Origin of the sequence: Novosphingobium sp. ST904, assembly GCF_001298105.1 — a bacterium.
GTDB lineage: Bacteria > Pseudomonadota > Alphaproteobacteria > Sphingomonadales > Sphingomonadaceae > Novosphingobium.
This window is the reverse complement of the sequence record NZ_LGJH01000156.1, coordinates 77,809-97,442: the sequence shown is the minus strand read 5'-3', so window position 1 is coordinate 97,442 and position 19,634 is coordinate 77,809. Positions and strand designations below refer to the sequence as shown.

Genomic DNA, 19,634 nt, shown 5'->3' with positions numbered 1-19,634 from the left:
CCCCTGTCCTTCACGCCGCCGCTAAGCTAATAGGCCGCGCATCATGACTGACAGCCAGACCATCAGCACCCGCCAAGCCCCGCAGCCCAAGCCGTGGATCGACGCGATCCATGCCTATGTGCCCGGCAAGTCCAAGGGCAAGGACGGCAAGCCGCTGATCAAGCTGTCGGCCAACGAGAACCCGCTCGGCACCAGCCGCCATGCGCTGGAAGCGCGCGCGCAGGCGCCGGCGCTCTATCCCGATCCCGACAGTACCGCCCTGCGCGAGGCGATTGCCGCCAGGCACGGCCTCGATGCGGCACGCGTCGTCATGGGCACCGGCTCGGACGAACTGCTCAACCTTGCCGCGCAGGGCTATGCGGGCCTTGGCGACGAAGTGATCTACGTGCGCTACGGCTTCTCGGTCTACGACATCGCCGCGCGGCGCTGCGGCGCAACCCCGGTCATCGCGCCCGACGCCGACTACGGCACCGACGTCGACGCCCTGCTTGCGCTGGTGACGGACCGGACCCGCGTGGTCTTCGTCGCCAACCCCAACAACCCGACCGGCTCCTACCTGCCAAAGGGCGAGATCGCGCGGCTCCACGCCGGACTTCCCGCCGATGTGCTGCTGGTGCTCGACCAGGCTTACGGCGAATATGTCGCGCCCGAGGACGACGACGGATCGCTGGCATTGGCCCGGGCGCATGACAATGTGCTGGTGACGCGCACTTTCTCGAAGATCTTCGGCCTTGCCGGGGAACGGATCGGCTGGGCCACCGGCGCGCCGGGGATCGTCGCCACTCTCAACCGTATTCGCGGACCGTTCAACGTCTCCGCCACCGGCCAGGCCATGGCGCTGGCCGCGCTGGGCGATGCCGATTTCGTGGAGGCCAGCCGCGTCCACAACCGCGACGAACGCGCGCGCTTCGTGGGCAAGCTCGAAGCGCTGGGCAACCACGGTCTGCGTGCCCTGCCCACCCAGGCGAACTTCGTGCTGGTCCTGTTCGAAGGCGCGCTGACCGCCGAAGCCGCTTTCGACGGCCTCGCCGACCGGGGCTACATCGTGCGCTGGCTGCCGGGACAGGGCCTGCCGCAGGCCCTGCGCTTCACCATCGGCAAGCCCGAGGACATGGACGCGATCGCCGCCGCGCTGCGCGAAATGGCGGAAGCCGCGCAATGAGCATAAACAGCGTCGCGATCATCGGCCTCGGCCTTCAGGGCGGATCGATCGGCCTTGCCGTGCAGGAATACCTGCCCGGCGTGGCCACCACCGGCTACGACCTCAGCCCCGCCCACCGCGCCCGCGCGGCCGAGCGCGGCCTCGTCGGCACGGTCTGCGAGACGCCGGCCGAAGCCGTCGCGAATGCCGACCTCGTGATCTTCTGCGTGCCCCCCGGCGTGATGGGCATGGCAGCCGAGCAAGTGCGCGAGCGCTGCCCGCGCATTGCCTCGTCAGCGATGTCGGCTCCAGCAAGGAAGCGATCTCCAGGGCGCTGGGCGATGCCCTGCCCGATCACCTGGTGATCCCCGCGCACCCGGTTGCCGGCACCGAGAATTCCGGCCCCGACGCAGGCTTTGCGCACCTTTTCCGCAACCGCTGGTGCATCGTCACCCCGCCCGCACGGACGGACATGGTGAAGCTCAGCGAGCTGGTAGGCTTCTGGGAAGGGCTCGGCGCCAATGTCGAGATCATGACCCCCGGCCATCACGACCTCGTGCTCGCCGTCACCAGCCACCTGCCGCACCTCATCGCCTATACCATCGTCGGCACCGCCTCCGACCTCGAGGACGTGACGCAGGGCGAGGTCATCAAGTATTCGGCCGGCGGCTTCCGCGACTTCACGCGCATCGCCGCCTCGGACCCCACGATGTGGCGCGACGTGTTCCTGTCGAACAAGGACGCGGTGCTGACCATGCTGCAGCGCTTCACCGAAGACCTGACCGCGCTGCAGCGCTCGATCCGGGTGGGTGACGGCGATGCCCTGTTCGAGCATTTCGCCCGCACCCGCGCGATCCGCCGCTCCATCATCGAGGAAGGGCAGGACGATTCCCGCCCCGACTTCGGACGCGGCGATCACGAGAACGGCCAAAAGAATCGCTGATCCCGCGGGAGCCGGCACGCTTCTCGGGCTTTGAGCGGGTAAGACCTCCCGAAGCTCTTCCCAAGGACACTTCCCATGGACAAGCCGCGCGTCCCATGAAACTCTCGATTCTGGCCCAACTCGATTACGCGCTGCCCGCGCCCACCGACGTGCTGCTCCAGCTCGAGGCGGCGATCCTTCCCGAGCAGGTGGTCCACAGCGCCCATATCTCGCTGCCTCCGGTCGAGCATTTCGCCCGCCTGCCCGGGCATGACCAAATCGGCGACCGGATCTGGCTCCATGTCGCCAATGCGCTGACCGTGCGCTACGAGGCCGTCGTGGAACCGCAGCGGATCGTGACCCCGATCGAGGGGCTGCCCGCCGTGCCGCCGCACATGCTCCCGGCCGAGACGGTCGATTACCTGCTGCCCTCGCGCTTCTGCCCTTCCGACACTTTCCAGGACTTTGCTCTCACGCAGTTCGGCATGTTCGAAGGCGGAAACAAGGTGGCCGCGATCCGCGACTGGGTGGCCGGCCACCTGGCTTACGTCCCCGGCTCCAGCAATGCGCAGACGAGCGCGGCCGACAGCTTCAATTCGGGCGAGGGCGTATGCCGTGACTATGCCCACCTCGTCATAAGCCTGTGCCGCGCCTCGGCCATTCCAGCGCGCTTCGCCAGCGTCTACGGCCTGGGCGTCAAGCCGCAGGACTTTCATGCCGTGGCCGAAGTCTTCCTCGACGATACCTGGCATCTGGTGGATGCGACCGGCATGAGCCGCCCCGAGGCGATGGCGAAGATCGGGGTCGGCGTCGATGCGGCGGCGGTTTCGTTTCTTACCAGCTACGGGCCGGTGGAACTGCGGAGCCAGTCCGTCGAAGTGCGCGAGATCGCCTGACCTCAGGGGTTCAGCGCATTGATCGCGGTCTGGACCCTGGCCTCGATCTCGTCACGCGCCAGGCCGGGCTCGATCCGCTCGCCCACGCGCAGGGTGATGGTGCCCGGCTTCTTCCAGCGGCGATGATAGAGCCTGCCGCTGTCCACCGCGACGGGGACCACGGGCAGGCCGAGCAGCTTGTAGAGCCCGGCGAATCCCGCTTGCAGCGGCGCGCGCTGGCCATGGGGAACCCGCGTTCCTTCGGGGAAGATCGCCAGCGGCCGCCCCTGCGACGCAAAGCCCCGCGCCGAGGCCACCATCGCCCGCAAGGCCCGGGCGCCCTGGTCCCGCTGCACCACGACCGCGCCGTACTGGCGCGCGGCCCAGCCCCAGCCCGGAATGTCGATCAGTTCGGCCTTGGGAAACGGTGCGGGAAACTGCATCTGCGCCGGCAGGTCGATCGCCTCGAAGAAGCTTTCGTGCTTCATCGCCACCAGCACGCCTTCCTCCGGCATCTCGCCCTCGATCACCAGCCGGATGCCCAGCAGCCAGCGGCAGCACAGACGGTGGAACCTGGCCCAGCCCCGGACCGAGCGGCGCATCGGCTCCTGCCCGAACAGCGAAGCCACCCAGACCATCGTGACGAACACCAGCGTGCCCGGATAGAACACCAGGTAGAACAGCAGGCTGCGGATGACGTCGATCGCATTCGTGCGCATTATTTCGAGGTTCCAGTATGACGTTTCCAGGGCGGCCTGTTCCAGAAGTCCAGCGCCATGCGGCCCACGAACTTGTGGTATTCGAGGAACAGCGTGCCGAGGCTGGGATGCGAAGGCACCGCATCCTCAAGAACGGTGACGCCCTGCGGTAATTCGCGTGCAAGCTCGTAGGCGGCGCGGCGCATATGCCAGTCCGCCGTCACCAGCCGCACCGTGCGGGCCTTGCGGCGCCCCACCCAGTCCGCCGCCTCAAGCGCGTTGGAGCGGGTGTCGTAAGCTTCGTAGCCGAGCGTGATGCAGCACTTCATCAGCCGGTCGGGAATCTTGAATTCGGCAGCGAGTTCGCCGGGCCTCACTTCGCGGTCGACGCCGGAGATCAGCACGCGCGGGGCACGTCCGGCCTCCAGCACGGCCATGGCCCGTTCGATCCTTCCCCGGCTGCCGGTCAGCACGATCACCGCGTCGGTCTTCACCGCATCGTCCAGCGGCCCCGGAAGCGCGATGGCAAACCAGAGGAAACCGAACAGCCAGATCAGCAGCAGGAAGGCGGCGGTGCGACGGAACATGAGATGCCTATAGCGTCTTGTGCGTACTATAGCATCTTGCGAAGTGCATGGAGCACGGTCAGCCGCGCGGTCAGCATCGCCAGCAGGGTGGAGAGCACCGGGACCAGCGCCAGCAGCAGCCAGTCGGTCCAGACCAGCGCGCCGCTGTCCACCAGTCCTGCCCCGAGCCCCGCGAAACGGCGGCCGAGCGACAGGATCACCACCAGCGCAAGCGCCAGCCCGACCGTTCCGCCGCCCGCCGCGTCATAGCCGATCGAACGCTGGAACACTTGCGCGACCTGGGTATCGGTTCCGCCCAGGAGATGGACGATCTCGATCGTGTCGCGATTGGCGCCCAGTGCGGAGCGCGCGGCCAGCAGGACCGCCGCGGCCAGCGCGCCGGCCAGCAGAACGACCAGCGAGATCGAGAGCACCTGCAGCGACAGCATCGCGTCGAATACCGGCTTCAGCCATGTCGACTGCGCATCCACCCGGGCGGAAGGCGCGGCGCGAACGAGAACCCGCTCGATCGCCGCGAGCCGATCCGGGCTCGCCGCACCGTCGAGGCGCACGTCGATCAGCGCGGGAACCGGGATCGCCGCGCCGGTGGCAGCGGCGATCCCGCTGCCCAGCCAGGGTTCGATCAGGGCATCGAGTTCGGCCTGCGGAACCTGGCGAAGCCCGGCGACATGCGGCACGCGCTTGATCGCCTCGACCGCCGCCGCCGCTTCCCGGGCGCGAACGTCGTCACGCGGTTCGAGCACCTGCACCGTCACGCCGCCCTCGATTTCCGCGCGCGCGGAGAGATGGCGTTGCCGAGTGCGAGCCCGGCGGCAAGCGCGATCGCCGTCATCGCCACCATGATCGCGATGACCCAGGGCATCGGCCCGGACATGCGGATCTGCGGGATCAGTTCGGCCCCGCGCGCACCAAGGCGGCGCCATGCCATGCGCGGCACTCCTTCTGCGCTCATGTCAGTTGCCGCGGCGGGTAGCGCAGGGCCCCGGTGGGATCGGCCAGACGCCCGCGATCGAGCCGCATGATAAGGCTCTCCGGCACCTTGCGCAGCAGGTCCAGATCGTGCGTGGCGACCACCACGGTCGTGCCCTGCCGGTTGAGCATCTCGAACAGGCGCATCAGCTTGAGCGCCATCTCGGGATCGACGTTGCCGGTCGGCTCGTCCGCCACCAGCATCGCCGGACGCGCGATCACGGCGCGGGCGATGGCGACGCGCTGCTGCTCACCGCCCGAAAGCGTGGCGGGACGCGCATCCATCCGCTCGGTCAGGCCGACCCATTCGAGAATGTCGCGGACCGGACCGGCGATATCCTTCTCCTGGTGCCCCGCAACCCGCAGCGGCAAGGCCACGTTGTCGAACGCGGACAAGTGCGGGATCAGCCGGAAGTCCTGGAACACCACGCCGATCCGGCGGCGCAACATCGGCAACCGGCTGCGCGGCAGGGTGATGGCGTCCGTTCCGAACATGCGGATAGCGCCGCGCGAGGGGCGCTGGGCAAGGTAGAGCAGCCGCAGCAGCGAAGTCTTGCCCGCGCCGCTGGCCCCGGTGAGAAAGTAAAACCGCCCCGGAAACAACGTGAAGGTCAGGTCGGACAGGATCTCCCGATCCGTGCCGTAACGCAGCCCGACATTGTCGAAATGGATGATTTCCCCGTCCGCGGTCATACTCGTCTAATCGGTTTACGGCCTGGCATGTTCGGGTCCGAACGGGCGACGAGACGCTATAGCGAGCATTGAATGTGGAAAAAAGGGCGTTCCGGCGTGTGCCCACAAGTCCATGTCTTGTCGCATGAGAGTCACTCGTGCTTATAGATTGCGATCATGATAATCGCCTGCCCCGCCTGCTCTACGCGATATGCGGTCCCGGACAGCGCGCTGGGCGTGGACGGGCGCACGGTACGCTGCGCCAAGTGCCGCCACAGCTGGTTCCAGGAAGGCCCCGAAGCCGCAGCGGAAGAAGCCCCGGTTGCGCAAGGGGGGGCAGGCACAGTTGCCGCTCCCGCCGCACCGCCTTCTCCCGCCGCGCAGCAAGCGCCGGTAGCGCCGCCACGGCCTGCCGCGCCGCCGCCGGTCCAGCCGGCTCCCGCGCAGGCCGCCCCCATTCAGGCACCCCCGGTGCAGGCCGCCCCGGTGCAGGCCCCGCCGCCGCGCGAAGCCATTCGCGTGCCCGGCCGCGCCCCCGGCCGCGAAGCGAGCGCTGCCGACATTCCCGGCACCCGCCCCGCAAGCACGCCGACCGATGAGGCCGGCCCGCTTTCCGCGCCCACGCAGGCGCCGCAGCCCGCGCGCAAGCCCGCGCCGATCTACGACGATACGACAAGCGTCCATTATGCGGACGAAAACGCGTCGAACTTCGATTTCTCGCCGCCGTTCCGCCCGCGCCGCAACTGGACGCGGATCGCGACGCTCGGCTCGGCGATCTTCGCGGTCGTGACCCTAGGCCTTACCGGCGCCGTCGCCTGGGGCGGCCTGCCGGACTGGCTGCCGATCCCGCGCCAGACCTTCTCTCCCGCCCAGCCCGACCTCCAGCTCGATTTCCCGCGCAAGCGGCAGGACCGCAAGCCTCTGCCCGACGGCACCGAATTCTTCTCGGTCAGCGGCACCATCAGCAATATCGGCAGCGAGGCCCGCTACGTGCCCTCGCTATTGGTCGTGCTGCGCGACAAGCGCGACCGCATCGTCTACGAAAAGGAAGTCGTCCCCTCGAAGCGCAAGCTCGCGCCGGGAGAGGCGATCACCGTCAACGAAGCGCTGACCGACATTCCCAAGGCAGCATCGGCCGCAGAGATCGGCTGGAAGCCCGACTGAGGCGGGCCGGCTCACCCCGCGTGAGCCCGGGCTCCTTTGCAGCGCCGCACCGGCCCTGCACTTTTTGCAGGATTTCGCTTACCTGTTCGCCGCCATGCGCGGCCCGCTTCACCATGCCGTGACGCGGCCCCATCCGGCCATGCACCCGCATCAAATTGGCCGAGCCACGCAAATCCGCCATAAATTCCGTGCGGTGCAAAAAAATTCGCTCTTTTTGAAAATAATTGGCCGAAGCCACTTGCCGGGTCAGGAACCCTTTGCTAGTGGCGCGCTCCTGCCACGGGACGGCTTCGAAGCTCCCCGGTGATTTAGCGGTCATGGCGGAATTGGTAGACGCGCAACGTTGAGGTCGTTGTGGGCGAAAGCCCGTGGAAGTTCGAGTCTTCTTGACCGCACCATCACTCTCGCAAGAGATCTGGTAAAGCCTTCGGGCCCCCGCAAGGGGGCCCGAAAGTCGTTTGGGGCCTTGAAAAAAACGGTCCGGCACGACCCGGCCTCCGCCGATCGGCCACTGCCATCCCGCACTTCGATCAGGCGCCTGAAATCCAGGCTACCCGAGCACCCTTTTCAGGCTACGGCGCGCGCTGTCGGCCTGGCGGTCTTGCCGGGCGTTTCCGGCGGCAGTTCGCCCAGCAGGTCCCGCACCACTGCATATGTCCGGTCATTGTCCACGTCGATCGCCTGGGTGCCGTCGGCCATGACCACGGCGCGCACGCGCAGCCGCAGGCGGCGCGAAGCCCGCACCACCGCACCCGAAAGCGTCTCCAGCCGCAGCTTGACCATGAGCAGCCCGGCAAGGCCCAGTGCCCGCCAGATCCGGGCGCCCTCGCGGTCGGAGGCGCCCCTGCCGCGAAACACGTCAACCGCGTGGACGAAACGCGTCCCCGCCATGCCATAAAGGTCGCACGCCGCGAATTCGCCGTCGCGCAAGGCTATATAGCTGCGCAGCGCATTGGGATGCGCGGCCTCCACCGCCTCGCGCCGGGCCAGCGCGAAAGTGACATCGCAGCTTTCCAGCGCATCGGCCATGGCGTCGATCGATTCCGCGCTGAGCAGGGCGTGATCGGCGGTGGTGACGAGCAGCGGGCCATCCCAGTCCTCCGCCGCCGCGCGCACGCTTGCCGCGATATCCTGCCGCGCTCCCACCAGCGCCACGCTGCCGCGCCCCGGCAGCCGCGTCAGCACGTCCCACACCGGGTCGAACGCCTCCCGCTCCACGCAGACCGCAAGGCTGGCGACGCGGGGATGCTGCGCCGCCGTCTGCAGCACATGGGCGATGAGCGGCCGCCCTGCCAGCGGCACGAGGCAGCGGTGCCTTTCGCCGAAACGCTCTGCCAGTGGATCGATTCCGCCGGGGCCGAGGCCATGCCCCGCCAGCACCACCAGCCGCAGGGGCAGGCGCTCGATACCGTCGCTATCAGGAGAAACCGGTGAAGCCATAATCTGCGTCGCTATGCCGCGCGCGTGTGACAGCCCCGTGACCGGCGCGGAAATCCGCGATTTTCGCATGACGCGCCGCAAGCCGATGCGCACAAGCTATGGATAAAGCCGCAGCATTGCCTTGCCTCTCGCGCCCGGCTTGCGCAAGGCATGCGGCGTGAGCGCGAATATCGTGATCGGCCAGACCCCGCAGGGCGAGTCGATCGAAATCGACATCAAGGAACTTCTGGCGACCCGCCTGCTGGTGCAGGGCAATTCCGGGTCCGGCAAGTCGCACCTGCTGCGCCGCCTGCTCGAAGAGAGCGCCTCCATCGTGCAACAGGTGGTGATCGACCCCGAGGGAGACTTCGTCAGCCTCGCCGAGGAATTTGGCCATGTCGTGATCGACGGCGCCGCCTATGCGGAAGGCGAGATCGTCCGGCTGGGTGCGCGCATCCGCGAACACCGCGCCTCGGTCGTCCTCGCGCTCGACGAGCTTGAGATCGACCAGCAGATGAAATGCGCCGCGCAGTTCCTCAACGCCATGTTCGATGCCCCGCGCGAACAGTGGTATCCCGCGCTGGTCGTGGTGGACGAGGCGCAGATGTTCGCCCCCGCCGCCGCCGGCGAAGTGTCCGAGGAGGCGCGCCGCGTCAGCCTCGCGGCGATGACGAACCTGATGTGCCGGGGCCGCAAGCGCGGCCTTGCCGGGGTCATCGCCACCCAGCGCCTCGCCAAGCTGGCCAAGAACGTGGCGGCCGAAGCCTCGAACTTCCTGATGGGCCGCACCTTCCTCGACATCGACATGATCCGCGCCGCCGACCTGCTGGGCATGGAGCGCCGCCAGGCGGAACAGATCCGCGACCTTGCGCGCGGCCAGTTCCTCGGACTCGGCCCGGCGATCAGCCGCCGCCCGGTGGCGGTGAACATCGGCACGGTCCTGACCGGTGCCAAGTCGGTCACCCCCGGCCTCACCCCGTTGCCCACGGCGACCACCGAGGAACTGCGCGAACTGCTGCACGACAATCTCCACGTCGAGCCGGAACGCCCCGATTTTCCGCGTCCCGCCCCGCGCCCCGCGATCGACGTCGAGGAACTGAGCGAATCGATCGCGCACGGCCCCTCCGCCGGCCCGTCTTCCGCACCGCCGCCGCGCCCCGAACGGCCCGAGCCGGAGCCGGAAGAAAACCGGGCGGCCATGCTCGAAATCCTGAACACCATGGCGCAGGACCCGGATTGCACGTTCCAGTCCGCGACCACGCTGTTCCAGGACTTCACCATTCGCTGCCGCATGAAGGGCATCTCGGTGCGCGGGCTCGATGCGACGATGTTCCGCCGCGGTTTCGCCGCCGCCATCGCCGGTATCGAGGACCCCGACGACGAACGCTGGTTCGATCTGGTCAACCTTGCCAAGCACGTTCCCGACGATGCGCTGGCGCCGTTCTACATGATCGCGCGCGCCGCCATGAACGACGAGCCCTGCCCCGACGACATGGTCCTGGCCCGCGTCTACGGCACCAGCAGCCCCCGCCGCGTGCAGCGCCTGCTGGACTATCTGGAAAAGGACGGGCTCATCGTCGTGCGCACGGACTTTTCGGGCAAGCGTTCGGTCGGACTGCCCGATCTCGGGGTTACAACAGCGCCCGTCGAGGGGTAAAAGGCCGTCATGGCCGAGATCATCAACCTTCGCATGGCCCGCAAGGCCAAGGCGCGCGACGCCGCCCGGACCCAGGCGGACACCGCCCGCGCGCAGCATGGCCGCAGCAAGCACGAACGCCGGGCGACCGAGACGGAAATCACGCGTCTGGGCCGCATCGTGGACGGTGCCAGGCGAACCCCGGAACAAGGCGAAGACTGATGCGCACGACTTATCTCGACGCCACGGTGCGCCTGTACCACCTCGATTCCGGCCCGGACGGCGGCGCGGCCAGCACGCTGTTCTACGGCACCCTGACCGAGGCCATGGACATGGCGCCCGGCAACCCGAAGAGGTGCAGGACGGCCTGTTCATCGCCACCGACAATGACGTGGTGGCCTATGTCGATCTGATCGAGGGCTGGTAGAAACTCAGAACCGCGCCTGAAGGCCGGCCGCCAGATAGTGGTCGCCGATATTGCCCTTCACGTCGATGCGCGGAAGGATCGGCATGGAGACCGTGCCGTAGGCCCGCAGGTCGTCACCGATCAGCCGCGCGCGACACCCAGGCCGAGCGACATCGGCAGGCGGTACATCGCCTCTACCTTTCCAAAGAACCTGGTGCCGGAATTGTCGCACTTGCCGTCGGAAACCTGCGCGCCGCTGCTGCGGTTGAAGCACTGCGAATCGTCCGTGAAGTAGCCGGGATGGTCGCGGTGGTGGAAGAACACGCCCGCGCCGGGCGTGATGCTGAAGCCGCCGTCCTGGATCACCGGCACGCCGATCGCCAGTTCGCCGCCCCAGTCCCCTTCCGCGCGGGCCACGTTGGCCTCGGCCGTCACTTTCGCGGCGGCAGGCGTGGCAGCGGCGAACAGCGCGGCCGGAGCGACAACGGCGGCAAGCGCGGCAAGACGGATTTTCATGATATGTCCTTGAATTGCGATATCTGGAATTCTCTGCCGAGGCGTAGGATTCCGGCAGGGTAAAGCGCAAGACGGGCCGATTCGTTCCAACCCGGACAGGGCTCGATCCATCCCGCGCCGCCGGGCCGGAACGGTGCGGTTACTCCAAAGAGACGTACCCGAAACGGATCGCGGCGCTTGCGGCGGCCGGTGGCGGCAGGCAGACTTTCCCGGTCACACCGCAAGGAAACGGCATGATCTTCGAGCAAATCGCCACGGGCGGCTGCCAGTCATACCTGCTCGGCTGCGAAGCCAGCCGCGCCGCGATCCTGATCGACCCGGAACAGTCCCAGATCGATCGCTATGTCGGCCTGGCGAGCCAGCTCGGCGTCCATATCCGCTACGTGCTCGACACGCACACGCATGCCGATCACTTCTCCGCCAGCCGCGAACTGGGCAGGCTGCTGCGCGCGCCGGTGGTGATGAACCGCCTGAGCCCTGCCCCTTATGCCGGGATGCGACTGGACGATGGGGACATGCTGATCGTCGGCGAGTTGCGCCTGCGCGCCCTGCACACGCCGGGGCATACGCGCGATTCGATGTGCATCCTTGCCGCGGACCGGGTTTTCACCGGAGATACGCTGCTGATCGGCGGCACCGGGCGCACCGATCTTCCCACCGGCGATCCCGCCGCCCTGCACGACAGCCTGTTCGGCAAGCTCCTGAAACTCCCGCCCGAAACGCTGGTCTATCCCGCGCATGACTACAAGGGCCGCAGCCATTCCACCATCGGCGCCGAAATCGCCGAAAATCCGCGCCTGCAAAAGACCGACCGGGATGAATTCGTGGCGATGATGCAGCATCTGGACCTGGCCGCGCCCACCCATCTCACCGAAGCGCTGCGCACCAACATGAACGGCGGCAGGACCGTTGCCCAGCTTCTCGCCGAAGCCGCCGCGCGCGTTCCCTTCATCGCGCTGGAGGAACTGAACGCGCGGATCGGCACCCTAGCCGGCGACATGATCGTGCTCGACGTGCGCGAGAAGGAAGCGTTCGAGGCCGGCCATATTCCCGGCGCCGTCCACCTGCCGCGCGGCCAGCTCGAACTGCGGGTCAACGCGATGCTCTGCGATCCCACCGCCCGGCTGGTGACATGCTGCGAATTCGGCAAGATCTCCACGCTGGCCGCCGCGACCTTGCGCGAACTGGGGTTCCTGCGCGCGGTCGCGCTGGACGGCGGCGTCAAGGCATGGGCAGAGGCGGGCTATCCGGTCGAACGTCAGGCCTGAAACACCACTTTCGTTCCCGCCGAAACCATCTGCGCCAGCCGCGCGGCGTCCCAATTGGTCAGGCGCACGCAGCCATGGCTTTCGGTGCGGCCGATGTTCTGGGGTTCGGGCGTGCCGTGAATGCCGTAGTGCGCCTTGGACAAGTCCAGCCAGACCACGCCGACAGGCCCGTTCGGCCCCGGCGGCAGGAGCTTGTCCTTCGCGCTTTTCTTGGCATCCCAGAACAGGTCCGGGTTGAAGTGATAGTCCGGATTGCGCGCCTCTCCCACGATCTTCCAGGTGCCGAGCGGCAGGGGATCGTGGCCGCTGCCGGTGGTCACCGGGAACTGCGCGATCAGCTTGTTCGCACCGTCATAGACCCGCAGCGCGCCATCGGACTTGTCGACCACGACGTGATCGGCCCTGGGTTGCTCCGCCGCGACGCCAAGGCGCTGGAGGGTATCGGCCCAGCCGCTCTCGTCCCCCTCGATGGTCGCAAGTCCGGCATCGCGAACGTCGCACCCGGATCGTGCGACCCGCGCCCAGCACCGTGCCCGCGCCGTTGAGCGCCAGCAGCGTTTCGGGCGTGGTGTGGAACCGTTCGGCCAGCGCCTCGGCCATGCTGCGGTAACCCAGGTGCTTGAACCGCGCCTGTCCGGCCATGTCCTTGGGCAGGTCCGGCACGAACGGGCCTTTCGCAAAGTCCGCCGGGATCACCACGTTGCGCGTTCCGGCGCTGTCGCTGCCCGAAAGCAGCGCCTGCTGGGTCGCCGGGTCCAGCCTGCCGCTTGCCGGCAGGCCCCGTGCTTGCTGGAACCCGCTGAGGGCGAGGCCGTAGGACTGGCCTTCCTTGCCGTCTATCACGCCGGAGGAGAAGCCGAGCCGGTCGAGCGCGACTTGCGCGCGCAGCACGAGGCTGTCGGCCGATTCGGTGGCGGCGCCGCCCGGCGCGTCGGCAAAGGCCAGTCCCTGCCCCGGCGATGTCGCGCCGGTGCGCTCACCGGAAGGGGCACGCTCGGAATGGCAGGCGGAGAGCAGCAGGGCCGCGGCGACGGAGACAAGCGGCAGGGTTCGCAACACGCGGGGCATCCTTCTTTTTTCCTCTTTCCCCATCAACGCGCGAAGCCGCGCCCGGCTTCACGGCGGCGCGCGTTTTTGTGCCGCACGCCGCCGTCTACTCACGCCGCGCCTGCCGCCGAACCTGCCGGAAGCGCGCGTCCCACCGTGCCGGAGGCGCGCCCACCCCCATTGTGCCCGAGGCCCGCTTGCCATACCGGCTGGCGCGATGAGCAGGTTCGATTCCTTCTTCGCGGCGGCACTCGGCCGGATCGAGAGCGCCGGACAGCGCCGCATCTTGCGTCCCGCCGCGCTGGAGCCCGGCGGCCGCATCCGGCGCGGCGGCCGCGAGCTGATCGACTTTTCCAGCAACGACTATCTCGGCCTTGCCCGGCATCCGCTGCTGGTCGAACGCGCCCGCGCATGGACCGAGGCCCTGGGCACCGGCTCCGGCGCCTCCCGGCTGGTAACCGGCACGAGCGAGGCGCATCTCGCGCTCGAAGCCCGGATCGCCGCGTTCAAACATGCCGAGGCGGCGCTGATCTTCGCCAGCGGCTGGCAGGCCAATGCCGCGGTGATCCCCGCCCTGCTCGCCGCCGCGCCCGGCGCCATGGTCTTCACCGACCGGCTGGTCCACGCCTCCATGCACGCCGGCATCGCCATTTCCGGCACGCGCCAGCACCGTTTCCGCCACAACGACCTCGATCACCTGGAGCAGCTGCTGGCCGGCAAGGGCCGTGACGCGCCCGCCCGGCTGATCCTTACCGAAAGCGTGTTCTCGATGGACGGGGACCGCGCCGATATCGCCCGCCTGGCCGATATCGCCGCCCGGCACGACGCCTTCCTGTTCGTCGACGAAGCCCATGCCACCGGCGTGCTCGGCCCCGGCGGCGCGGGGCTTTCGGCGCAAGTGCCCGGCGGGATCGACCTCGTGATGGGTACCTTCAGCAAGGCGCTCGGCGGATTCGGCGCCTATGTCGCGGGATCGCGGGTGATGATCGACTACCTCGTCAACGCGGCGAGCGGCTTCGTCTTCACCACCGCCCCGCCGCCCGCCGTGCTTGGCGCGATCGACGCCGCGCTCGACCTCGTGCCGGGCATGGACGAGGAGCGCGCCCACCTCGCCGCGCTGGGCGACCGCCTGCGCCGCGGGCTCGCCGCGCTCGGCATCGACCATGGCGCGTCGAGCACGCAGATCGTCCCCGCCGTGATCGGCGCGGAGGAAGCGGCTCTGGGCCTCTCGCGCCAGCTGGAGGAACGCGGCCTGCTCGCCTCGGCGATCCGCCCGCCAACGGTGCCGCCGGGCACCAGCCGCCTGCGCCTTGCGCTGCGGGCAACTCATTCCCAAGCCGATATCGATGTCCTGCTGGAAGCCATCGGCGATGCGGTGGGCCCGATTTCGCAGGCCGGGGAACGGCGATGAAGCTGCTCTTCGCCCATGGCTGGGGTTTCGGCAGCGCATTCTGGGAACCGCTCGCGAACCTGCTGGCGGACATGCCGCAGGCGATCGACGATTGCGGCTACTTCGGCGCGCCGCGCGCCTGCCGCGTGGAAGGCCCGTGCCTTGCGATAACCCACTCCTACGGCACGATGCGCGTGCTGGCTGATCCGCCGCCGGGGCTCGTCGGCATCGTTGCGATCAACGGGTTCGAGCGCTTCACCGCCCGTCCCGACCGCGCGGGCGTCCCGGTGCGCGTGGTGGACCGGATGCTGCGCCGTTTCGGCGAGGACCCGCGCGCCGTGCTCGCCGAGTTCCGCCGCCAGTGCGGTGCAGGCGATGGCTTCGGCGAAATCGACGCGGACCTGCTCCGCACCGACCTGCTGCGCCTGCGCGATGCTCAGCCGCCGCTGCCGGCGGTGCCGGTACTTTCGCTGCAGGGCGCGCGCGACCCGCTTTTGCCCGAGGCGATGCGGGCCTCCGTTTTCGCGGGCGCGGCCGTGAGCCGGATCGAAAGCGCCGCGGGCGGACACCTCCTGCCGCTGGAAGCGCCGGAGCTTTGCGCCGGGGCGGTGCGCGGCATGATCGGGCACGGAGCATGAACGTTCCACGTGAAAGCATCGCCCGCGCCTTCGCCGGGGCTGCCGACTATGACGGCAACGCACGCATCCAGCGCGACATCGCGCAGACCCTCGCCGCACGGATCGCCGCGCTTGCCCTGCCCCGGCGCCCCCGCGTGCTGGAAATCGGCTGCGGCACCGGATTCCTCACGCAGGCGCTGGCGGGCCTTGGCGGGGACTGGCTCGTCACCGACCTTTCGCCCGAGATGCTGGAGCGTTGCCGGGCGCGGCTGGGCGAAGACGCGCACCGCCGCTTCGCCGTGCTCGACGGTGAGTACGGCGATCCCGGCGGCGGCCCGTTCGACCTGATCTGCTCCAGCCTCGCCGTGCAGTGGTTCGACGATGCCCCGCGAGCGCTCGCCCGCATGGGCGGCTGGCTTGCACCCGGCGGCCACCTGATGGTGACGACGCTCGGCCCCGGCAGTTTCGCGCAGTGGCGCGAGGCCCACGCGGCGAGGGCCTCGCGGCCGGGACGCCCCGCTTCGCTCCGGTCGCGGCCTTCGGCGACTTCGCCGTCACGGCCGAGAACCGCATTGAGCGCCATGACGATCCGCTGGCCTTCCTGCGCGCGCTCAAGGCCATAGGCGCGCACGCCGCCGATGCCGGGCACCGCCCGCTTTCTCCCGGCCAGTTGCGCCGGACGCTGGCTCGTTTTGCCCAAAGCGGATGCGAAGTCACTTACGAGGTCGTGACCTGTCACTTACACCGCGCTAGGTGAGCGCCCCATGAGACCCCAGATCGCCAGACCCCTGATCGTCACCGGAACCGATACCGAAATCGGCAAGACCGTGTTCGCCGCCGCGCTCGCCGGGGCGCTGGGCGCGCATTACTGGAAGCCGGTACAGGCCGGGCTCGAGGAAGACGGCGGCGATGGAGACCGCGTGGGGCGGCTGTCCGGCCTGCCCGCCGGCCACATCCTGCCCGAAGCCTACCGCCTCGCCACCCCCTGCTCCCCGCACCTCGCCGCCGAGATCGACGGGGTGGAGATCGATCCCGAACGGCTCGCCCTGCCGCAGGTAGAAGGTCCGCTGGTGGTCGAGGGGGCGGGCGGCGTCATGGTCCCGCTCACCCGCACCATGACTTATGCCGACCAGTTCGCGCGGTGGCAGGCGCCGGTGGTGCTGGTGGCGCGCACCGTGCTGGGCACGATCAACCATTCGCTGCTCTCGATCGAGGCGCTGCGTTCGCGCGGCGTCGAGGTGCTGGGCGTGGCTTTCGTGGGCGATGCCGTGGAAGACAGCGAGGCCACCATCTGCGCCATGGGCAATGTCCGCCGCCTCGGCCGCCTGCCCCGCCTCGCATCCCTGACCCCCGAGGCCCTGGCCCGCGCCTTTGCAGCAAACTTCCGCATCGAGGACTTCAGGGCATGACATCATCGGTCTGGCATCCCTTCACGCAGCACGGGCTTGGCGAGCCGGTGCCGCTCGTCACCCATGCCGAGGGCGCGCTGCTGCACACGGCCGACGGCAAGGCGGTGGTGGACGCGGTTTCCTCGTGGTGGGTGACGACGCACGGCCATTCCCATCCGCGCATCCGCGCCGCCATCGCGGAGCAGGCGCAGAAACTCGACCAGATCATCTTCGCCGGATGGACGCACGAACCGGCCGAACAGGTCGCCGCCGGCCTGCGCGAGATCATGCCGGAAAGCCTGACGCGGGTGTTCTTCTCCGATTCGGGTTCGACCAGTGTCGAAGTCGCGCTGAAGATGGCGCTCGGCTACTGGCACTGGCGGGGCGAGAACCGCCACCGGATCGTGGTGATGGAGAATTCCTACCACGGCGACACCATCGGCGCGATGTCGGTGGGGGAGCGCGGCGTGTTCAACCAGCCCTACGAGCCGCTGCTGTTCGGCGTCGGCCGCATTCCCTTCCCCGCAGCGGGCGCGGAACAGCAGACGCTGGACGCGCTAGAGGCGCTCTGCCGCCAGCCGGACACCGCCGCCCTGATCGTGGAACCGCTGATCCTCGGCGCGGGCGGGATGCTGGTATACGGTCCGGAAACGCTTGCCGCGATGCGCGATATCTGCGCGCGGCACGGGGTCCTGTTCATCGCCGACGAAGTGATGACGGCATGGGGCCGCACCGGCACCCTGCTCGCCTGCGAACAGGCCGGCATCGTCCCCGACATCCTCTGCCTTTCCAAGGGGCTGACCGGGGGCGCCGTCCCGCTCGCCGTCACCATGGCCAGCGAGCCGATCTTCGAGGCGCATTACTCCGCCGACCGCGCGCGGATGTTCTTCCACTCGTCAAGCTACACGGCAAACCCGATCGCCTGCGCCGCCGCCGCCGCCAACCTGGCGATCTGGCGCGAGGAGCCGGTGCGGGAGAGGATCGCCGCGCTGGCGGAAAAGCAGGCGGGCTGGATCGCGAAGCTCGGCCAGTTCTGCCATTTCGACAATCCCCGCACGATCGGCACGATCGCCGCGCTGGACCTCAGGACCGCCGGCACCAGCGGCTACATGAGCGACCTCGCCCCGCGCCTCATGGCCTTCTTCCGGGAACGCGACGTGCTGCTGCGCCCGCTCGGGAACACGGTCTACGTCATGCCGCCCTACTGCATTACCGACGATCAGCTCGCACACGTGTGGGATGCCATCGGCGAAGCGGTGATATCGTTCTGAAAAACGGATAATCCCGCCTCCCCGGCGCGGCATTCGCGAAACGGGGAGGCGGGACCGTGGCCGCCGCATGGGGGGTAACGGCGGCCGGGGTAGCTCTGGTCAGTCTGCCGTCTCGGGCACGGGCGAGAGCGCGGGGTTCACGCTCATGCCCAGTGCGCTGGCCACGCCCTGGCCGTAAGCCGGATGGCAGCGGGTGCAGTTGTCGATGTGCCGCTGCTTGATGAAGTCCGGCGCATCGCCCATGGCGCGGGCCGTATTCTCGAACAGACGCTGCTTCTGGTCGGCGTCGATCAGTTCGAACAGGGCGCGCGGCTGGCTGTAGTAGTCGTCATCATCCTCGCGGAAGTTCCAGAAATCGGCGTTTCCATCGATCTTCATCGGCGGTTCGCGGTACTCGCCCTGGCCCTGCCACTGCCCGAACGAGTTCGGGTGGTAGTGCGGCAGGCCGCCGTAGTTCCCGTCCACCCGGCCCTGGCCGTCGCGGTGGTTGGTGAAGACCGGGCAGCGCGCGGCGTTCACCGGGATCTGGTGGTGGTTCACGCCAAGGCGGTAACGCTGCGCATCCGAATAGGCGAAGAGACGCGCCTGCAGCATCTTGTCGGGAGAGACGCCGATGCCGGGAACGAGGTTGGAAGGGCTGAAGGCGCTCTGCTCCACATCGGCGAAGAAGTTCTCCGGATTGCGGTTCAGCTCCATCATGCCGACCTCGATCAGCGGGTAGGTCTTCTGCGACCAGACCTTGGTGAGGTCGAAGGGGTGGAACCCGCAGGTCGCCGCTTCTTCCTCGGCCATGATCTGCACCATGACCTTCCACTTCGGGAAATCGCCGCGCTCGATGGCGTCGTAGAGATCGCGCTGGTGCGATTCGCGGTCACCCGCCACGATTGCCGCCGCTTCGGCGTCGGTCAGGTGGGCGTGGCCCTGCTGGGTCTTGAAGTGGAACTTCACCCAGAACCGCTCGCCCGCCTCGTTGTAGAACGAGTAGGTGTGGCTGGAGAAGCCGTCCATGTGGCGGTAGCTCCTGGGGATGCCGCGATCGCCCATGACATAAGTGACCTGGTGGAACGCCTCGGGCAGCAGGGTCCAGAAGTCCCAGTTGTTGGTGGCGCTGCGCATGTTGGTGCGGGGATCGCGCTTCACCGCCTTGTTGAGATCGGGGAACTTGCGGGGATCGCGCACGAAGAAGACCGGCGTGTTGTTGCCGACCATGTCCCAGTTGCCTTCCTCGGTGTAGAACTTCACCGCGAAGCCGCGAATGTCGCGCTCGGCATCGGCGGCGCCGCGCTCGCCCGCAACCGTGGTGAAGCGCGCGAAGATCTCGGTCTGCTTGCCCGCCTCGCCCAGGAACTTCGCGCGGGTATAGCGGCTGACGTCACCGGTGACGGTGAAAGTGCCGAACGCGCCCGAACCCTTGGCATGCATGCGCCGCTCGGGGATGACTTCGCGGTTGAGGTTGGCCAGCTTCTCCAGCAGCCACACGTCCTGCATCAGCAGCGGCCCGCGCGGCCCGGCAGTCAGCGAATTGGAATTGTCGACCACCGGCGCGCCGAACGCGGTGGTGAGAGGGGTAGGAGTGAGCGAAGTCTCGCCGTGGGCGTAGGGGCACTTTCCGCCGCCGGGTGTGGTTTCGGTCATGGTCTCACTCCTT

At 68.4% G+C, this 19,634-nt stretch carries 17 protein-coding genes, 1 tRNA gene and 4 pseudogenes; 14 read left to right on the top strand and 8 right to left on the bottom strand.

Annotated features, from left to right (window positions below; all coding sequences use genetic code 11):
* Window positions 1-43 precede the first annotated feature (43 nt).
* The 3 genes and pseudogenes from ADT71_RS19595 (at window position 44) to ADT71_RS19585 (ending at window position 2,959) form a co-directional block, all read left to right on the top strand.
* Window positions 44-1,162 carry a histidinol-phosphate transaminase gene (locus ADT71_RS19595; protein ID WP_054439505.1) on the top strand — a complete coding sequence of 373 codons (1,119 nt, stop codon included), beginning with the start codon at window positions 44-46 and terminating at the stop codon, window positions 1,160-1,162.
* Window positions 1,159-2,084 (top strand): annotated as a pseudogene (locus ADT71_RS19590) (prephenate/arogenate dehydrogenase family protein). The gene ADT71_RS19595 and the pseudogene ADT71_RS19590 overlap by 4 nt, the downstream one beginning before the upstream one ends.
* 95 nt (window positions 2,085-2,179) lie before the next feature.
* Complete coding sequence (locus ADT71_RS19585; RefSeq protein WP_054439504.1) at window positions 2,180-2,959, top strand: transglutaminase family protein; 780 nt, start codon at window positions 2,180-2,182, stop codon at window positions 2,957-2,959.
* Window positions 2,960-2,961: 2 nt separating this feature from the next.
* On the opposite strand, the gene ADT71_RS19580 is transcribed toward ADT71_RS19585, so the two are convergent.
* From ADT71_RS19580 to ftsE, 4 genes and pseudogenes are all read right to left on the bottom strand, one after another.
* A complete protein-coding gene (locus ADT71_RS19580; RefSeq protein WP_054439502.1) occupies window positions 2,962-3,657 on the bottom strand; it encodes a 1-acyl-sn-glycerol-3-phosphate acyltransferase in 696 nt (231 codons plus the stop codon).
* A complete protein-coding gene (locus ADT71_RS19575) occupies window positions 3,657-4,223 on the bottom strand; it encodes a YdcF family protein (RefSeq protein ID WP_054439500.1) in 567 nt (188 codons plus the stop codon). Before ADT71_RS19575 ends, ADT71_RS19580 begins: the two co-directional genes overlap by 1 nt.
* A gap of 26 nt (window positions 4,224-4,249) precedes the next feature.
* Window positions 4,250-5,151 (bottom strand): annotated as a pseudogene (locus ADT71_RS19570) (cell division protein FtsX).
* A 20-nt stretch (window positions 5,152-5,171) separates the two neighbouring features.
* A complete protein-coding gene (ftsE, locus tag ADT71_RS19565; RefSeq protein ID WP_054439499.1) occupies window positions 5,172-5,885 on the bottom strand; it encodes a cell division ATP-binding protein FtsE in 714 nt (237 codons plus the stop codon).
* A gap of 156 nt (window positions 5,886-6,041) precedes the next feature.
* On the opposite strand from ftsE, the gene ADT71_RS19560 reads away from it, so the two are divergent.
* Together ADT71_RS19560 and ADT71_RS19555 are read left to right on the top strand one after the other, a co-directional pair.
* The gene (locus ADT71_RS19560) at window positions 6,042-7,028 is read left to right on the top strand and encodes a zinc-ribbon domain-containing protein (RefSeq protein WP_054439497.1); all 987 of its coding nucleotides are present in this window, start codon (window positions 6,042-6,044) and stop codon (window positions 7,026-7,028) included.
* Between the two features lie 311 nt (window positions 7,029-7,339).
* A tRNA-Leu gene (locus ADT71_RS19555) sits at window positions 7,340-7,426 on the top strand.
* Window positions 7,427-7,595: 169 nt separating this feature from the next.
* Here the strand turns inward: ADT71_RS19555 and ADT71_RS19550 are convergent.
* Window positions 7,596-8,468, bottom strand: a complete 873-nt coding sequence (locus ADT71_RS19550) for an NTP transferase domain-containing protein (protein ID WP_054439588.1) — start codon at window positions 8,466-8,468, stop codon at window positions 7,596-7,598.
* A 157-nt stretch (window positions 8,469-8,625) separates the two neighbouring features.
* Here ADT71_RS19550 and ADT71_RS19545 point away from each other — a divergent pair, with 157 nt between their 5' ends.
* The 3 genes and pseudogenes from ADT71_RS19545 to ADT71_RS19535 all read left to right on the top strand — a co-directional run bounded on the left by ADT71_RS19545 (window position 8,626) and on the right by ADT71_RS19535 (window position 10,510).
* Window positions 8,626-10,104 (top strand): ATP-binding protein, encoded by a 1,479-nt coding sequence (locus ADT71_RS19545; protein WP_054439586.1) that lies wholly within the window; start codon window positions 8,626-8,628, stop codon window positions 10,102-10,104.
* Window positions 10,105-10,113: 9 nt separating this feature from the next.
* Complete coding sequence (locus tag ADT71_RS19540) at window positions 10,114-10,305, top strand: DUF4169 family protein (RefSeq protein ID WP_054439495.1); 192 nt, start codon at window positions 10,114-10,116, stop codon at window positions 10,303-10,305.
* Window positions 10,305-10,510: pseudogene (locus ADT71_RS19535) on the top strand (hypothetical protein). The gene ADT71_RS19540 and the pseudogene ADT71_RS19535 overlap by 1 nt, the downstream one beginning before the upstream one ends.
* A 120-nt stretch (window positions 10,511-10,630) precedes the next feature.
* On the opposite strand, the gene ADT71_RS19530 reads toward ADT71_RS19535, so the two are convergent.
* Entirely contained in the window at window positions 10,631-11,005 is a 375-nt protein-coding gene (locus tag ADT71_RS19530; protein ID WP_231636049.1) for a hypothetical protein, read from the bottom strand.
* Between the two features lie 233 nt (window positions 11,006-11,238).
* On the opposite strand from ADT71_RS19530, the gene ADT71_RS19525 reads away from it, so the two are divergent.
* Window positions 11,239-12,273: a rhodanese-like domain-containing protein gene (locus tag ADT71_RS19525; RefSeq protein ID WP_054439493.1), complete on the top strand. Its 1,035-nt coding sequence runs from the start codon at window positions 11,239-11,241 to the stop codon at window positions 12,271-12,273.
* Here the strand turns inward: ADT71_RS19525 and ADT71_RS19520 are convergent.
* A pseudogene (locus ADT71_RS19520) lies at window positions 12,264-13,341 on the bottom strand (L,D-transpeptidase). The gene ADT71_RS19525 and the pseudogene ADT71_RS19520 overlap by 10 nt on opposite strands.
* A 196-nt stretch (window positions 13,342-13,537) precedes the next feature.
* On the opposite strand from ADT71_RS19520, the gene bioF reads away from it, so the two are divergent.
* The 5 genes from bioF to ADT71_RS19495 all read left to right on the top strand — a co-directional run bounded on the left by bioF (window position 13,538) and on the right by ADT71_RS19495 (window position 17,986).
* Entirely contained in the window at window positions 13,538-14,731 is a 1,194-nt protein-coding gene (bioF, locus tag ADT71_RS19515) for an 8-amino-7-oxononanoate synthase (RefSeq protein ID WP_054439492.1), read from the top strand.
* Complete coding sequence (locus tag ADT71_RS19510) at window positions 14,728-15,348, top strand: alpha/beta fold hydrolase (protein ID WP_054439490.1); 621 nt, start codon at window positions 14,728-14,730, stop codon at window positions 15,346-15,348. Before bioF ends, ADT71_RS19510 begins: the two co-directional genes overlap by 4 nt.
* On the top strand, window positions 15,345-15,950 hold the full coding sequence (locus ADT71_RS19505; protein WP_231636048.1) for a methyltransferase: 606 nt from the start codon (window positions 15,345-15,347) through the stop codon (window positions 15,948-15,950). The genes ADT71_RS19510 and ADT71_RS19505 overlap by 4 nt, the downstream gene beginning before the upstream one ends.
* A gap of 141 nt (window positions 15,951-16,091) precedes the next feature.
* The gene (gene bioD, locus ADT71_RS19500; RefSeq protein WP_197283085.1) at window positions 16,092-16,736 is read left to right on the top strand and encodes a dethiobiotin synthase; all 645 of its coding nucleotides are present in this window, start codon (window positions 16,092-16,094) and stop codon (window positions 16,734-16,736) included.
* Window positions 16,733-17,986: an adenosylmethionine--8-amino-7-oxononanoate transaminase gene (locus tag ADT71_RS19495; protein WP_054439488.1), complete on the top strand. Its 1,254-nt coding sequence runs from the start codon at window positions 16,733-16,735 to the stop codon at window positions 17,984-17,986. The genes bioD and ADT71_RS19495 overlap by 4 nt, the downstream gene beginning before the upstream one ends.
* Window positions 17,987-18,085: 99 nt before the next feature.
* Here the strand turns inward: ADT71_RS19495 and ADT71_RS19490 are convergent, their stop codons facing one another.
* Entirely contained in the window at window positions 18,086-19,621 is a 1,536-nt protein-coding gene (locus ADT71_RS19490; protein WP_054439486.1) for a catalase, read from the bottom strand.
* Window positions 19,622-19,634 lie beyond the last annotated feature (13 nt).

Excerpts from the sequence above, each read along its gene's own strand:
- ADT71_RS19540 (WP_054439495.1), top strand. The coding sequence starts at position 10,114 with ATGGCCGAGATCATCAACCTTCGCATGGCCCGCAAGGCCAAGGCGCGC.
- ADT71_RS19575 (WP_054439500.1), bottom strand. The coding sequence starts at position 4,223 with ATGTTCCGTCGCACCGCCGCCTTCCTGCTGCTGATCTGGCTGTTCGGT.
- ADT71_RS19530 (WP_231636049.1), bottom strand. The coding sequence starts at position 11,005 with ATGAAAATCCGTCTTGCCGCGCTTGCCGCCGTTGTCGCTCCGGCCGCG.
- bioD (WP_197283085.1), top strand. The coding sequence starts at position 16,092 with ATGAGACCCCAGATCGCCAGACCCCTGATCGTCACCGGAACCGATACC.
- ADT71_RS19580 (WP_054439502.1), bottom strand. The coding sequence starts at position 3,657 with ATGCGCACGAATGCGATCGACGTCATCCGCAGCCTGCTGTTCTACCTG.
- ADT71_RS19510 (WP_054439490.1), top strand. The coding sequence starts at position 14,728 with ATGAAGCTGCTCTTCGCCCATGGCTGGGGTTTCGGCAGCGCATTCTGG.
- ADT71_RS19550 (WP_054439588.1), bottom strand. The coding sequence starts at position 8,468 with ATGGCTTCACCGGTTTCTCCTGATAGCGACGGTATCGAGCGCCTGCCC.
- ADT71_RS19495 (WP_054439488.1), top strand. The coding sequence starts at position 16,733 with ATGACATCATCGGTCTGGCATCCCTTCACGCAGCACGGGCTTGGCGAG.
- bioF (WP_054439492.1), top strand. The coding sequence starts at position 13,538 with ATGAGCAGGTTCGATTCCTTCTTCGCGGCGGCACTCGGCCGGATCGAG.
- ADT71_RS19595 (WP_054439505.1), top strand. The coding sequence starts at position 44 with ATGACTGACAGCCAGACCATCAGCACCCGCCAAGCCCCGCAGCCCAAG.
- ADT71_RS19585 (WP_054439504.1), top strand. The coding sequence starts at position 2,180 with ATGAAACTCTCGATTCTGGCCCAACTCGATTACGCGCTGCCCGCGCCC.
- ADT71_RS19505 (WP_231636048.1), top strand. The coding sequence starts at position 15,345 with ATGAACGTTCCACGTGAAAGCATCGCCCGCGCCTTCGCCGGGGCTGCC.
- ADT71_RS19490 (WP_054439486.1), bottom strand. The coding sequence starts at position 19,621 with ATGACCGAAACCACACCCGGCGGCGGAAAGTGCCCCTACGCCCACGGC.
- ADT71_RS19525 (WP_054439493.1), top strand. The coding sequence starts at position 11,239 with ATGATCTTCGAGCAAATCGCCACGGGCGGCTGCCAGTCATACCTGCTC.
- ADT71_RS19560 (WP_054439497.1), top strand. The coding sequence starts at position 6,042 with ATGATAATCGCCTGCCCCGCCTGCTCTACGCGATATGCGGTCCCGGAC.
- ftsE (WP_054439499.1), bottom strand. The coding sequence starts at position 5,885 with ATGACCGCGGACGGGGAAATCATCCATTTCGACAATGTCGGGCTGCGT.